This is a genomic window from Paracoccus sp. (in: a-proteobacteria), assembly GCF_039808215.1.
In the GTDB taxonomy this organism is placed as follows: Bacteria; Pseudomonadota; Alphaproteobacteria; order Rhodobacterales; family Rhodobacteraceae; genus Paracoccus.
In genome coordinates this window covers 90103-104517 of sequence record NZ_JBDHSP010000006.1, presented here as the reverse complement: position 1 = coordinate 104517, position 14415 = coordinate 90103, and the positions used below count along the sequence as shown (strand labels likewise).

General features: G+C 67.5%; 12 protein-coding genes and 1 other RNA gene. 5 read left to right on the top strand and 8 right to left on the bottom strand.

All coding sequences use genetic code 11. The annotated features are described in order from the left end of the window. Positions 1-64 precede the first annotated feature (64 nt). From WMK75_RS04150 to WMK75_RS04125, 6 genes are all read right to left on the bottom strand, one after another. Positions 65-1282, bottom strand: a complete 1218-nt coding sequence (locus WMK75_RS04150) for a glycosyltransferase (protein WP_347266392.1) — start codon at positions 1280-1282, stop codon at positions 65-67. Next, complete coding sequence (locus WMK75_RS04145) at positions 1279-2874, bottom strand: ABC transporter ATP-binding protein (RefSeq protein WP_347266391.1); 1596 nt, start codon at positions 2872-2874, stop codon at positions 1279-1281. The genes WMK75_RS04150 and WMK75_RS04145 overlap by 4 nt, the downstream gene beginning before the upstream one ends. After that, complete coding sequence (locus tag WMK75_RS04140; RefSeq protein ID WP_347266390.1) at positions 2871-3977, bottom strand: ABC transporter permease; 1107 nt, start codon at positions 3975-3977, stop codon at positions 2871-2873. The genes WMK75_RS04145 and WMK75_RS04140 overlap by 4 nt, the downstream gene beginning before the upstream one ends. Beyond that, positions 3977-5116: an ABC transporter permease subunit gene (locus tag WMK75_RS04135; protein WP_347266389.1), complete on the bottom strand. Its 1140-nt coding sequence runs from the start codon at positions 5114-5116 to the stop codon at positions 3977-3979. Before WMK75_RS04135 ends, WMK75_RS04140 begins: the two co-directional genes overlap by 1 nt. Positions 5117-5151: 35 nt before the next feature. After that, positions 5152-7011: an extracellular solute-binding protein gene (locus WMK75_RS04130; protein ID WP_347266388.1), complete on the bottom strand. Its 1860-nt coding sequence runs from the start codon at positions 7009-7011 to the stop codon at positions 5152-5154. A gap of 171 nt (positions 7012-7182) precedes the next feature. Beyond that, complete coding sequence (locus tag WMK75_RS04125) at positions 7183-7716, bottom strand: cytochrome c family protein (RefSeq protein WP_347266387.1); 534 nt, start codon at positions 7714-7716, stop codon at positions 7183-7185. A gap of 146 nt (positions 7717-7862) precedes the next feature. On the opposite strand from WMK75_RS04125, the gene WMK75_RS04120 reads away from it, so the two are divergent. Then, positions 7863-8750, top strand: coding sequence for a prephenate dehydratase (locus WMK75_RS04120; RefSeq protein WP_347266386.1), 888 nt, complete (start codon positions 7863-7865; stop codon positions 8748-8750). On the opposite strand, the gene WMK75_RS04115 is transcribed toward WMK75_RS04120, so the two are convergent. Beyond that, on the bottom strand, positions 8696-9232 hold the full coding sequence (locus WMK75_RS04115; protein ID WP_347266385.1) for a hypothetical protein: 537 nt from the start codon (positions 9230-9232) through the stop codon (positions 8696-8698). The genes WMK75_RS04120 and WMK75_RS04115 overlap by 55 nt on opposite strands. A gap of 148 nt (positions 9233-9380) precedes the next feature. On the opposite strand from WMK75_RS04115, the gene WMK75_RS04110 reads away from it, so the two are divergent. The 4 genes from WMK75_RS04110 to WMK75_RS04095 all read left to right on the top strand — a co-directional run bounded on the left by WMK75_RS04110 (position 9381) and on the right by WMK75_RS04095 (position 13287). Next, the gene (locus tag WMK75_RS04110) at positions 9381-11255 is read left to right on the top strand and encodes a bifunctional 2',3'-cyclic-nucleotide 2'-phosphodiesterase/3'-nucleotidase (protein WP_347266384.1); all 1875 of its coding nucleotides are present in this window, start codon (positions 9381-9383) and stop codon (positions 11253-11255) included. Positions 11256-11305: 50 nt separating this feature from the next. Beyond that, an RNA gene (ffs, locus tag WMK75_RS04105) (signal recognition particle sRNA small type) lies at positions 11306-11405 on the top strand. A 65-nt stretch (positions 11406-11470) separates the two neighbouring features. Further along, entirely contained in the window at positions 11471-12367 is an 897-nt protein-coding gene (locus tag WMK75_RS04100; protein ID WP_347266383.1) for a PfkB family carbohydrate kinase, read from the top strand. Beyond that, entirely contained in the window at positions 12364-13287 is a 924-nt protein-coding gene (locus tag WMK75_RS04095) for a pseudouridine-5'-phosphate glycosidase (protein WP_347266382.1), read from the top strand. The genes WMK75_RS04100 and WMK75_RS04095 overlap by 4 nt, the downstream gene beginning before the upstream one ends. Here WMK75_RS04095 and WMK75_RS04090 read toward each other — a convergent pair. Beyond that, entirely contained in the window at positions 13272-14330 is a 1059-nt protein-coding gene (locus WMK75_RS04090; RefSeq protein ID WP_347266381.1) for a patatin-like phospholipase family protein, read from the bottom strand. The genes WMK75_RS04095 and WMK75_RS04090 overlap by 16 nt on opposite strands. Positions 14331-14415 lie beyond the last annotated feature (85 nt).

Sequence of the window (14415 nt, the reverse complement as noted above, 5' to 3'; positions counted from 1 at the left end):
TTGTCACCAGGCAGCGGTGGTTGTGGCAGAAGATGGCTGCGGCGCTGCCTGATGGCCTGCAAGCTCAGGGCGCAAAGCTTTCCACCCAGTCGATCAGCCGTGGCAGGCTGTGGCGCTTGAGGTCGTAGCCTTCCTCGATGGTACGGCGCGCGGCAGCGCCCAGGCGGGGCGCCTCCGGGTCGCCGGCAAGGGCGCGGATCAGCGCCGCCTCCAGCGCCGGCTGGTCGAAAAAGCCCACCAGGCGGCCATTCTCGCCGTCGCGGATCAGCTCACGCACCGGTTCGGTATCCGAGGCGACGATCTGGCAGCCCGCCGACATCGCCTCGGTCAGCGACCAGCTGAGGACAAACGGATAGGTCAGGTAGCAATGCACCCGGCTGACCTGCAGCAGCGCCAGATATTGCGGATAGGGCACCCGCCCCATGAAATGCAGCCGCGACAGGTCCAGCCGACCCGACAGTTCCGCCAGCAGCTTTTCCTTCCAGTTCGGCGCATCCCTGGGCAGGCTGCCATAGCTGACGCCGTCGCCGCCCACCAGCACCACCTGCGCCGCCGGCCGCGCGCGCATCACCTCGGGCAGGGCGCGCATGAAGCGGTGAAAGCCGCGATAAGGCTCGAGCGAGCGCGAGACATAGGTCAGCACCTCGTCGCCGGCGCGCAGGCTGCGGCCTTCGGGCAGCGCGAATTCGGCCTGCGGATTCGGGCAGACCACATCGGTGTCGATGCCGTCATGGATTACCGTCAGCTTCTGGCGCAGTTCGGGCGGAAAGCTGTCGGCTTGATAGCGCGTCGGGGCCAGTCCTGCGTCGGCCTGCACCAGCCCCTGGATCAGATGCGCCGAGCGCGCGACCGTGCCGACGCGGCCCTCGTCGCTGGCCGGGCTGATCTCGGGGTCGAAACCCACATCCTGGCCGCGGGTGCGGTAAAGCAGCTCGGCATAGACCAGAAGCCGCGCCTCGGGCCAGATCTCGCGCAGGAACAGCGTCTCGCCCCAGCCGGAATGGCCAAAGATGACATCCGGGGTAAAGCCGTGCCGGTCCCGCAGCGCCCGGCAGCCGCGCGCAGCCAGCCAGCCGCGTTCGGCATGTTCGCTGTAGGTGCGCCCCAGCATCGGCGGCAGCTTCATGTCGCCGGGTGACTTGTAACGCACCACCCGGACCGGCGAGGGGCGCGGGTTCTTTTCGTCGGTCAGCGCCAGCACCTCATGGCCGCGCGCCGCCAGCGCCGGCGCCAGATGCAGGAACTGCGCGGGAAAGTTCTGATGCACGAACAGGATCTTCATGCGCTTGCCGTCAGAAAGGCCGCCTCGATCAGGCGGCGGGTGTAATCGCTTTGCGGCGTCCGGAAGACGGCCTCGGTCGTGCCCTGCTCGACCACCTCGCCGGCGCGCATGACCATGATCTGATGCGACATGGCGCGCACCACGCGCAGGTCGTGGCTGATGAACAGAAAGGCCAGGCCATGCTTTTTCTGCAGGCGGCGCAACAGTTCCACGATCTGCACCTGCACGGTCATGTCAAGGGCGCTGGTGGGCTCGTCCAGCACCACCAGCTTCGGGCGCAGGATCATGGCGCGGGCGATGGCGATGCGCTGGCGCTGCCCGCCGGAGAATTCATGCGGATAGCGGTGCATGCTGGCCGGGTCCAGCCCGACCTCGCGCATGATCGCATCGACCAGATCGCGCGGGTTGGCGCCGGCATCGACGCCATGCACGCCCAGGCCCTCGGCGATGATCTGCTCGACGGTCATGCGCGGCGACAGGCTGCCATAGGGGTCCTGGAACACGATCTGCATGTCGCGCCGCAACCCGCGCAGCGCCCGCCCCGGCACCGAGGCGATGTCGCGCCCCATATAGACGATGTCGCCCTGGCTTTCGATCAGCCGCATGATCGCCAGCGCCAGCGTGGTCTTGCCCGAGCCGGATTCGCCGACGATGCCCAGCGTCTCGCCGGCGCGCACGGAGAGCGTGGCGCCGTTCACCGCCTTGATATGGCCGACGGTGCGGCGCAGCAGCCCGCGCTGGATCGGGAACCAGACCTTCAGATCGCGGGTGGCGGCGATCTCGGGCGCGTCGGGGGGCACGGGATCGGCGCGGCCCTGCGGCTCGGCCGCCAAAAGCATGCGGGTATATTCGTGCTGCGGATCGGCAAAGATCTGCGCCACCGGCCCCTGCTCGACAATCTCGCCGCCCTTCATCACGCAGACGCGATCGGCGATGCGGCGCACCAGGCCAAGGTCGTGGCTGATGAACAGCATCGACAGGTGCTCGCTGGCCTTCAGCTCGGCCAGAAGCTCCATGATCTGGGCCTGGATGGTCACATCGAGCGCCGTCGTCGGCTCATCCGCGATCAGCAGTTCCGGGCCATTGGCCAGGGCCATGGCGATCATCACCCGCTGGCGCTGGCCGCCGGACAACTGATGCGGATAGTCGGCCAGCCGGCTTTCGGGATCGCGGATGCCGACGCGGGTCAGCAACTCGATGATGCGGGCGCGCATCGGCTCGCCGCGCAACCCCTGATGCAGGGCAAGGCTCTCGCCCAGCTGCCGTTCCAGCGTGTGCAGCGGATTGAGCGAGGTCATCGGCTCCTGGAAGATGAAGCTGATGTCATTGCCGCGCACCTGCCGCAATTCGTCGTCCGAGGCGCCGACCAGTTCCCGCCCGCCATAGCGCACCGAGCCCTGCAGCTCTGCCGCCTCGCCCAAAAGCCCGACGGTCGACAGCGCGGTGACGGACTTGCCGCTGCCCGATTCGCCGACCAGCGCCACGGTCTCGCCCTTGCTGATGCTGAAGCTGACCCCCTTGACCGCGGCCACGCGCCGGCCGTCCTGGCGAAAGCTGACCTGCAGATCCTCGATGTGCAGAACCGGGTTCATCGAAAGGTCTTTCTGGGGTCGAAGGCGTCGCGGATGCCCTCGAAGATGAAGACCAGCAGCGACAGCATGATGGCAAAGCTGAAGAAGGCGGTAAAGCCCAGCCAGGGCGCCTGAAGGTTCTGTTTGGCCTGCAGCGCCAGTTCCCCCAGCGAGGGCGCGGAACTGGGCAGCCCGTAGCCGAGATAGTCCAGCGCCGCCAGCGACGAGATGGTGCCGGTGACGACGAAGGGCAGCATGGTCAGCGTCGCCACCATGGCATTAGGCAGGATGTGGCGGAACATGATCTTGCGGTCGCCGACCCCCAGCGCCCGCGCCGCGCGCACATACTCGAAATTGCGCGCGCGCAGGAATTCGGCCCGCACCACGCCGACCAGCGCCGGCCAGCCGAACAGGATCGAGACCAGCACCAGAAGCCAGAAGCTGCGCCCCAGGATGGCGAACAGGATGATGATGACGTAAAGAGAAGGGGTTGAGCCCCATATCTCAAGCAGTCTTTGCAGGAACAGATCGGTGCGGCCGCCGAAATAGCCCTGCACCGCCCCGGCCGAGATGCCGATCAGCGAGGCGACCGAGGTGACGATCAGCGTGAACAGGATCGACAGGCGAAAGCCGTAGATCACCCGCGCCAGCACGTCGCGCGCCGTGTCGTCCGTGCCCAGCCAATGCGCGGCGTCGGGCGCGCTGGGGGCGGTGCCGACATTGTTGATGGTGCGGAAATGATAGGGGATCGGCGGCCAGAGCATCCAGCCGGGTTCGACCTTTTCGCCGCCGATCATGCCGGTCTTGCGCGCCTCGGCCTCGACCGCGGCCGGGTCGTCCCAGCATTCGGGCCGGCCGCCGGTGCGGATCAGGCATTGCACGCCCGGGTCGGTGAAAATCGCCTCGGTCTCGAAATCGCCGCCGAATGCGGTCTCGGGGTAAAAGCGATAGACCGGGAAATACCAGCCGCCGCGATAGTTCACCACGATCGGCCGGTCATTGGCGATCAGTTCCGCAAAGAGCGAGGCCACGAACAGCAGGCCAAAGATCACCAGCGACCAGAAGGCGCGGCGGTTGCGGCGAAAGTTGCGCAGCCGGCGGCGGTTCAGCTCGCTCATCGCCATCAGCCGGCCCTCCGTTCAAAGTCGATGCGCGGATCGACCAGCACATACATCATGTCCGACAGGATGCCGACGATCAGCCCCAAGAGGCCAAAGACATAGAGCGTGCCGAAGATCACCGGATAGTCGCGCTGCACCGCGGCCTCGAATCCCAGCCGCCCCAGCCCGTCCAGCGAGAAGATCGTCTCGATCAGAATGCTTGACCCGAAGAACACCCCAAGGAACATGGCCGGAAAGCCCGCGATGACGATCAGCATGGCATTGCGGAAGACATGGCTGTAAAGCACCCGCCCCTCAGTCAGGCCCTTGGCGCGGGCGGTCATCACATATTGCTTGTTGATCTCGTCGAGAAAGCTGTTCTTGGTCAGCAGCGTCAGGGTGGCAAAGCTGGCGATAGTGGTGGCGATCACCGGCAGGGTGATGTGCCACAGATAGTCCATCAGCTTGCCCCAGAGGCTGAGCTCGGCGAAATTGTCCGAGGTCAGCCCGCGCAGCGGAAAGATCTGCCAATAGCTGCCGCCGGCGAACAGCACCATCAAGAGCACGGCAAACAGGAAGGCCGGGATGGCATAGCCGACGATGATTGCCCCCGAGGTCCAGCTGTCAAAGGCGCTGCCGTTCCTGACCGCCTTGCGGATGCCCAGCGGGATCGAGATCAGATAGGCGATCAGCGTCGACCACAGCCCCAGCGTGATCGAGACCGGCATCTTTTCCACCACCAGATCCACCACCGAGATCGAGCGGAAGAAGCTGGTGCCGAAATCGAAGGTCAGGTAATTGCGCATCATGATCAGGAAGCGGCGCACGGCGCCGATCTTTTGCTTGTGGCATTCGGGCGATTTCAGGTCTGGCTCACCCTGATGCGCGGGCGTGCAGACGATCTCGGCAAAGCCCATCTGCACCTCGAGCGAATCCAGCAGCTCGGGCGGGATGCCGCGGGCGCCGGCATATTCGCTGTTCTGCTGCGTCTCTCCGCCCGCGCCCGAGATATTGCGCAGCGCGTCCCCCTCGCCCTGCACGCGGGCAATGATCTGTTCGATCGGACCGCCGGGGACGAATTGCGTCAGGGTGAAATTGACCAGCATGATGCCGATCAGCGTCGGTATGATCAGCAGCAATCGCCGCAGGATATAGGCTGCCATCCGCCCGTCTTTCGCTCTGCCCCGGTCGGCAGGTCCTAGCGCAACGCGCCGGCCTGCCGCAGTTTTTCTGCCTTATCCGCGTCATGCCACCAGAAATCAAGCTCACCCAGCGCATAGGGCGGCATGGTCTGCGGATGCGCAAAGATGTCGTAATAGGCCAGGGTGTAATTGGCCTTGAACCATTGCGGCACCCAGAAGCGCAGCGACCGCAGCGCGCGGTCCAGGGCGCTGATCGTGGTGTCCATCTGCTCTTGCGTGGTGGCCTCGATGCCCTTCTGGATCAGCGCGTCGATGGCCGGGTTGGCCAGGCCCATCGGGTTGAACACGTCGCCGACATTTTCCGAACCGAAGACCTGCTCGGTGCCGCCGCCGATGAAGAAGCCCTGCGGGAAACTGTCGGTGATCATGTCGAAGTCATGGCCGCGGGTGCGGTTGGTCATCTGCGCGTCATCGACGCGCGTGTTCACCGCATCGATGCCCAGCGTGCGCAGGTTCTGCACGAAGGGGTTGATGATGCGGTCAAAGCTTTGGTTGTCGTTGAGGATCTCCAGCGCCAGCCGCTCGCCGCGCGCATCGACGCGCATGCCGTCGGCGCCGACCTTCCAGCCGGCGGCGTTCAGCAGATCCGCCGCCTGGCGCAAATGCTTGCGGTCCAGCTGGTTCTTGCCCGAGACCGGCTGCACCACCGCCTCATCGGTCAGGATGCCCTCCGGCAGGTCCTTGGCCAGCGGCTCCAGCAGCGCAAGCTCGCCCGCCGAGGGCGTGCCGCTGGCGGCAAGGTCGCTGTTGTCCCAGAAGGAATTCACCCGCGTGTTCAGCCCGTAAAACAGCGTCTCGTTCGACCATTCGAAGTTGAACATCAGCCCGATCGCCTGGCGCACGCGGATATCCTGCCATTTCTCGCGCCGCAGGTTGAAGATCCAGCTCTGCCCCGAGGCAAGGTCGCCGTTCGGCAGCACCTCCTGGCGCACCGCGCCCGATTTCAGCGCCGGAAAGTCGTAGCGCGTCGCCCAGTGGATCGAGGAGACCTCGTTGCGGAAGGTATAGACCCCGGCCTTGAACGCCTCGAAGGCGCTGTCGTAATCGGCGAAATATTCAAAGCGGATGCGGTCGAAATTGTGCCGGCCCAGGTTGATCGGCAGGTCCCTGCCCCAATAGTCGGGGTTGCGGCGGACGCTGATCGTGCGGCCCATCTCGGCGCTGTCGAAGACATAGGGCCCCGAGCCCAGGAAGGGCTTGTCGCTGGACTGTTCGATGTCGCGCCGGTTCTTGCGGAAATCCTCGCGCGAGAAGACGATCTGGCTGCCGACCTGCTGGATCACGTCGCGGCGCGGATAGTTCGGCTGAAAGATGAAGCGGATGGTGTGGTCGTCGATCACCTCGGCCTTGGCCACCATCTTGGCGATGCCGGTGCGATAGGAGGACAGCCCCTTGTCGCGCAGCAGTTCAAACGAAAACAGCACGTCATGCGCGGTCAGCGGCGTGCCGTCGGAAAACTTCGCCTCGGGGCGCAGGTGAAAGATCACCCAGTCGCGGCTTTCGGGATATTCGATGGTCTCGCAGAGCAGGCAATAGGACGAACCGCGCTCATCCACCGGGTCCTCCATCAGCCGTTCCAGCATGATGACCGACAGGAACGGCGCGCGGCCGCGATGAGTAAAGGGGTTGTAGCTGTCAAAGCCGCCGATGGCGGATTGCGAGATCTCGCCGCCCTTGGGCGCCTCGGGGTTCACATAGCGCAGATGCGGAAAACCGTCGGCCAGCGCCGGCTGGCCAAAGACCGCGATCCCCTGGGCGACGATGGTCGCGGGCCGGGCCTCCTGGGCCGAGGACCAGCCGGGGAGAAGTGCCAGGGCCAGAACCAGCGGGGCATGTCGCATGAAGGGCATCGTCATCGGGTGCTGCTGATCCTCTGTGCAGGCCGGGCGCGCATGGCCCGGCACGGGGGCAAGGCTAGCAGCCGTCGGCGCCGGTTCAACATGCAAATGCGTGATCCGGCCCGGAAATTCCCGCCGCGACGAAAAAGGGCGCCCGACGGGCGCCCCTGCTGCGGTCAGGAGAAGGGCTTACAGGCCCTGCAGATAGGCGATGACATTGGCACGGTCCTCGACCTTCTTCAGCCCGGCGAAGGTCATCTTGGTGCCCGGGATGACGCCCTTGGGATCGGCGAGGAATTCCTCGATCGCCTCGGGGGTCCAGTCGCCGCCATGCGCCTTCATCGGGTCGGAATACTTGAAGCCCTCGACGCTGGCGACCGCCCGGCCCACCACGCCGTCCAGATGCGGGCCGGTGCTGTTCTTGCCGTCCACCTTGTGGCAGGCCTTGCACTTGCCAAAGACCTTCTCGCCGGCGGTGGCATCGGCCGCGGCCAGGGCGGCGGCGAAATCGGGGGCTTCGGCGGCGGCCTCGCCCTCGCCCTCGGCTTCGCCCTCCTCGGCGCCCTCGACCGGGATGGTATAGGCCTGCACGCGCGCCTCGCCGTCATGGCTGGCGGGGGTGATATCGTAGATGCCCGACGCAATCCAGATCAGCAAAAGCAGGAACAGAAGCGAGCCGATCAGTGCCCCGGCTGCCTTGGTGATGTTCATCATGTTGAGCATGTCTGCGGATCCCTTGGGCTTGTCCGTGGAGTTGCCGGTATCTATCCGCTTTTGTTTCGCGGGTTCAAGATATAGTTATCGCCGCGGCGACGCCGCCGGGCCGACGGTCCGCGCGCACCCTGCCCCGCATGATGAAGGTATGAGACATGAGCACTGCCCCAAGCCGCAACGTGATCGCATTCCAGGGCGAGCCAGGCGCCTACAGCCACCAGGCCTGCCGCTCCTATCGGCCCGGGATGGAGGCGCTGCCCTGCCGCACCTTCGAGGACACGATCGAGGCCGTGCGCAGCGGTCGCGCGGAACTGGCGATGCTGCCGGTCGAGAACTCGACCTATGGCCGGGTGGCCGACATCCATCACCTGCTGCCCGAAAGCGGGCTGCGCATCATCGACGAATGTTTCGTGCGCGTGCGCATCAGCCTGCTGGCCGTGCCCGGCGCCCACCTGGCCGAGATTACCGACGCCATGAGCCATCCGGTGCTGCTGGGCCAGTGCCGCGGCTTCATGCGCCGCCACGACATCCGCGGCATCGTCGGCGCCGACACCGCCGGCTCGGCGCATGAGGTCTCGCGCCGCGGCGAACGGACGCTTGCGGCGCTGGCCTCGCCGCTGGCCGGCGAGATCTACGGGCTTGAGGAACTGGCCGCCGACATCGAGGACCGCCACAACAACACCACGCGCTTCCTGGTCATGTCCCAACAGGCGGATTTCAACCGGCGCGCCAATGCCGGCGGCGACACGACGATGATGACCAGCTTTGTCTTTCGGGTGCGCAACATCCCGGCCTCGCTTTACAAGGCACTGGGGGGCTTTGCCACCAATGGCGTGAACATGACCAAGCTGGAAAGCTACATGGTGGATGGCGTCTTCACCGCAACGCAGTTCTATGCCGACATCGAGGGCCATCCCGAGGATGCCCATGTCGCCCGCGCGCTTGAGGAGCTGGACTATTTCACCTCGAGCGTCAGCATCCTCGGCGTCTATCCAGCCGATCCGCTGCGCGCGGCGCAGGCGCGGGCCATGCCGATCACCTGAGGAATCGGCGAGAAGCCGGGATCGGGCCGGCCGGTGGCGGTCAGCTTGTCCAGCAGATCCGCCACCTGATGCGCATATTTGCGGTCAAGCTGGCCCTTGCCCAGCCGGGCCGTCTGCAAGATCAGCCGCGCCGCCACGCCGCGCGGCACCACCTCGGTCTCGCAGATCAGCCGCGACTTGCGCGGCGTCAGTGCCACCACGGTCATGCGCAGCGCGATGCCGAACTGATCCGAGCCGCCCTCAAAGGCCATGACCTCGGGTGCCTCTAGGCGGCTGAGCGCCATGTCCAACTCGCGATCGCGTCCGCGCCAGCGAAAGCCGATCATCCAGCTTGCGCCGACATCGGGCGGCGCCATCGCGTCCTGGCGGCGCACCGTGGCGCGGCGGCGCTGCAGCATGCGTTCAAGGTCGCGAAACCGGGTGATGGCCTGAAATAGCTCGGATGCGGGAAGGCCAATGTCCTGTCGGGTCGAAAACTTCATCAATGCTCCGGAATGCGCTCTTGCGCGGGAATGGCCTTCTCATACAGGTTGTGGCGGGGCATGCAACTCTGCCACATTCCGCATGGAACCGGATTATGATGTTCAATCGGTGGTTGCAATAACATCGTTCAAACTGCATGCAGATTGAATGAGCGCCACCCGCACCATGGCAGAGAAACCACAGATCCGCGGCCGGATCGACCTGCGCATCATGGCCACCACCGACCTGCACATGCATGTGCTGGGCTATGACTATTTCGCCGACCGCCCGGCGGCGCATCTGGGCCTGTCGCGGGTGGCGGCGCTGATCGAGCGTGCGCGCAACGCGGCACCCAATCACCTGCTGCTCGACAATGGCGACAGCCTGCAGGGCAGCCCGATGGGCGATTTCCTGGCCGCAACGCAGCGCGCCCAGCCGCATCGGCCGCATCCCGCCATCCAGGCGATGAACGCGCTGCGCTATGATGCGGCGACGCTCGGCAATCACGATTTCAGCTTTGGCCCCGAGTTTCTGCGCCGCGCCCTGTCCGGGGCGGGATTCCCGCTGGTCGGCACCAATCTGCGCAGCCGCCGCCCGCTGCCGGTCGCGCCGCATCTGCTGCTGGAGCGGCGGTTTCGCGACGAATTCGGCGCCGAACACGGCTTGCGCATCGGCCTGCTGGGCTTCCTGCCGCCGCAGACCGTGGACTGGGAACCGGAACTGGCCCGGCAGATCACGGTCCTCGACATTCTCGAGACGGCGCGCGCCGGCATCGCCCGCCTGCGCGCCCTGGGCGCGGATCTGGTCATCGTCCTGTCCCACAGCGGCATCGGCGCACTCGCGCCCGCGCCGCGGCTTGAAAACGCCGCCACTGCCCTCGCAGCGCTGCCCGGCATCGATGCGCTGATCGCCGGCCACACGCATCGGGTGTTTCCCTCGGCCGAACATCCGCCGGGTCCCGGCATCGACATCCACCGCGGCACGCTGGCGGGCAAGCCTGCGGTCATGCCGGGGTTCTGGGGCTCGCATCTGGGAATCATCGACCTGCGGCTTGAACCGCATGACGCCGGCTGGCGCGTCGCCGACTTCGCCTGCCGGGCCGAGCCGGTCGCAGAACAGCCGGCCACAGAACAGGCCGACCACCCCGCGGTCACCGCCCCCAGCCTGGGCGCGCATCGCCAGACCCTGCGCCATTTCCGTCGCCGCATCGGCCGCAGCGCGCGGCCGCTGAACAGCCATTTCGCCCTGCTCGGCCAGGACGCCGGCCTGCGGCTGGTGATGATGGCGCAGCGCTGGCATGTGCGGCGCATGCTACGCACCAGCCGCTGGCAGCACCTGCCGATCCTTTCGGCCGCAGCACCCTTCCGCGCCGGCGGTCGCGGCGGGCCGCAGCATTACACCGACATCCCCGCCGGGCAGCTTAGCCTGCGCAGCATCGCCGATCTCTACCTGTTCCCGAATCGCATCTGCGCCGTCGTGCTGACCGGGGCCGGGATCCGCGACTGGCTCGAACGCGCCGCCAGCCTGTTTTTGCGCATCGACCCCGGCCGGGCCGACCAGCCACTGATCGACCCCGAATTTCCCAGCTACAATTTCGACCTGATCGACGGGCTCGACTGGCGCATCGACCTAAGCCGCCCGGCCCGCCACGCCCCGGACGGCAGCCTGACCGGCGCAGGCCCCGGCCGCATCGCCAGCCTCGGCTTTCGCGGCCGCCCGGTGACGCCCGAACAGCAGTTCGTCCTGGCCACGAACAGCTACCGCCTGTCCGGCAGCGGCCTTTACGCGCCAGTGGTCGCCGGCCGGCCGGTGGCGCTGGACAGCGCCTCGCCCACGCGCGAGGTGCTGCGCCGCTATGTGGCGCAGCGCCGGGTGCTGGCGCCCGAACCCGGCATCGGCCTTGGCTTTTGCCCCCTGCCCGGCACCTCGGTGCTGTTCGACACCGGGCCGGGCGCCCGGCCGCATCTGCCCGACCTGCCCGCCCGGGCCGAGCCGCTGGGCATCGGACCCGAGGGATTCCTGCGGCTGCGCCTGCATCTCTAGAATGCCATCAAGCCGCTTGCATCCCGCCGCCCCTGCCCCTATCTAGGCAGCGAGAGGTTGGCGCGGGCAGGCGCCTCGCCAACCCGGTCAGGTCCGGAAGGAAGCAGCCGTAACGAGTCCCGCTTGGGTCGTTCGTCCAGCCTCTCACCCCATTCTCACGCCATCGCCCTTCGCCGCCCGAGACCCGCAAGCGCCACCCGCCAAAGGCCCGACGCATGTCCCCCATGACCCGCATCCTCTGCCTTGGCGCGATGCATTGGGACATCATCGGCCACAGCGCGCAGCCGCTGGCGCCCGGTGACGACGTGCCGGGACACATCCGGCAGCAGCCGGGGGGCGTGGCGCTGAACGTGGCGCTGGCGCTGGCGCGGCTGGGCCAGCGCGTGGCGCTTCTCTCGGTTCTCGGCTGCGACGCCCCGGGCGAGGCGCTGATCGCCGAAGCCGCGCAACGCGGCGTCGATACCCGCTGGATCCTGCGCGACGGCCGGCTGGCCACCGGCAGCTATGTCGCCATCGAAAGCCCGCAGGGGCTGGTGGCGGCGGTCGCGGACACGCGGGCGCTGGACGCGGCTGGGACCGCGATTCTCGCGCCGCTGCGCGACGGCAGCCTGGGCGATGCCACCGCGCCCTGGCAGGGCACGCTGGTCGTCGACGGCAACCTCTCGCCCGAGGTGCTGGCCGCGATCGCCTGCGACCCCTGCCTGGCCGCGGCCAGGCTGCGCATCGTCCCCGCCAGCCCGGAAAAGGCTCTGCGGCTGCGCGCGCTGATCGCGCATCCCGGCGCCATCCTGCATCTGAACCGCGCCGAGGCCGAGGCTTTGGCCGGGCGCGATCTGCCCCGCGCCGACCGCGCCGCCGAGGCGGTGCTGGCGCTGGGCGCCCGCCGCGTGCTGGTCACCGACGGCGCCAGCCTGGTTGCGGATGCGGCGCAGGGCGCCCCCACCCTGGCACTGACCCCGCCCCGCGTCGCCGCCGTCCGCGTCACCGGCGCCGGCGACATGTTTCTCTCGGCCCATCTTGCCGCCGAGGCCGGGGGCGCCGACCGGCCGACGGCGCTGGCCCGCGCCCTCGACGCCGCCACCCTTCACGTCTGTGGAAAGGACCTGCCATGAACCGACTGATCACCCCCTCACCCGAGGTCGCGCAGGCCCTGGCCGCAGGGCGCCCGCTGGTGGCGCTGGAATCGACCATCATCACCCATGGCATGCCCTATCCGCAGAACCTCGAGGTCGCGCGTCAGGTCGAGGCCACGGTGCGCGAGGCCGGCGCCGTCCCCGCCACCATCGCCGTCATGGGCGGGCGCATCCGCGTCGGGCTTGAGGAACAGGTGCTGGAAGACCTGGCCGCCACCCCGGGCGAGCAGGTGATGAAACTCTCGCGCGCCGATCTGGCCGCCTGCCTGGCCATGGGCCGCACCGGCGCGACCACGGTGGCGGCGACGATGATCTGCGCGCATCTGGCGGGCATCGCCACCTTCGCCACCGGCGGCATCGGCGGCGTGCATCGCGGCGCCGAGGACTCCTTCGACATCTCGGCCGACCTGCAGGAACTGGCGCAAAGCCCGGTCACGGTGGTCGCCGCCGGCGCCAAGGCCATCCTCGACCTGCCCAAGACGCTCGAGGTGCTGGAAACGCTGGGCGTGCCGGTGATCGCCTTCGGCCAGGACCAGCTTCCCGCCTTCTGGTCGCGCGAATCGGGCCTGCAGGCGCCGCTGCGCATGGACGAGCCGGCACAGATCGCCGCCGCGGCGCGGCTGCGGCGCGAGCTTGGCCTTGGCGGCGGCCAGCTGGTGGTGAATCCGATCCCCGCCGAGGCCGAGATCGCGCGCGCCGAGATGGTCCCCGTGGTCGAAAAGGCGCTGGCCGAGGCCGAGGCCCGGGGCATCAGCGCCAAGGCGGTCACGCCCTTCCTGCTGCAGCGCATCTTCGAACTGACCGGCGGACGCTCGCTTGACGCCAATATCGCGCTGGTGCTGAACAACGCCCGGCTGGCGGCGCGCATCGCCGCCGCCATGGCTCAATGCGCGGCATGAAGCAGCCCTGACGGGTCATAAGTGTCGCGCGCGCCAAGATGATCGGTGCAGCTTTCCAGAAAACCCTCGGCGGCAGCGACGCCGGCCGCATGCATCCGCGCCAGCAGGCCCGGCGGCGGCATCAGCTTGCTGCCGGCGCCCAGCGAGTTCATCAGATCGTCGTCCTTGATCGCATGCAGCAGCACGTTCTTCATCGGCCGCCCCCCCAGCCGGTTTTCGGCATGCAGGCGCTTGACGAAATTGATCGCCCGAAGCTCGGCCAGAAGCGAGGCGTTGAAGCTGATCTCGTTCACCCGGTCCTGGATCGCGGAGGGCGTCTTCGGGATGTTCTCGCTGTGCATCGGGTTGATGTTCACGATGACGATGTCGCGGGGCAGTTCGGGATGGAACAGCGGAAACAGCGCCGGATTGCCGGAATAGCCGCCGTCCCAGAAAGCCTCGCGCCGCCCAGTCTTCGGATCGTCGATCTCGACGGCGCGGAACAGTTCCGGCAGGCAGGCCGAGGCCAGGATGGTGTCGACCGTCACCTCGCCGTCAGAGAATATGCGGATCTGGCCGCTGCGCACATTGGTGGCGGTGACGAAAAACGCCGGCCCCCCGGGGCGGCCAAGCTGCGGGTGCGGCATCTCGCGCAGGATGGCCGACAGCGGGTTGGAATAGAACGGCCCGGTGTCATAGGGGCTGAACACCCGCGACAGCGATTCAAGCCAACCTACGGGCGAGAGCAGTTCGGTCAGCCGCTGCCAGCCGCGCGGCGCCGGAAACATCGAATGCAGCCAGCGCACCATCAGATTGTCGCTGACCATGCCGATCTCGGACCAGATATGCGCCAGGTTCTGGCGCGCCGCCTCGCGCCCGTGCCGGCCCGGCCCGCAGGCCAGACCCGCGGCCAGCGCCGCGCCGTTCAGCGCCCCGGCCGAGGTGCCGCTGATCGCCGCGATCTCGATCCGCGGCTCGTCAAGCAGCCGGTCGAGCACGCCCCAGGCAAAGGCGCCATGCGCGCCGCCGCCCTGCAAGGCCAGATTGATCCGTTTCGCGGCCATGCCGTCCCCCTTGTCGTTCAACTCTGGGTAAAGCTAACCTGGCGCCCGCCGACATGGAACCGCACAGAACCCGCCGGGCAGAAAT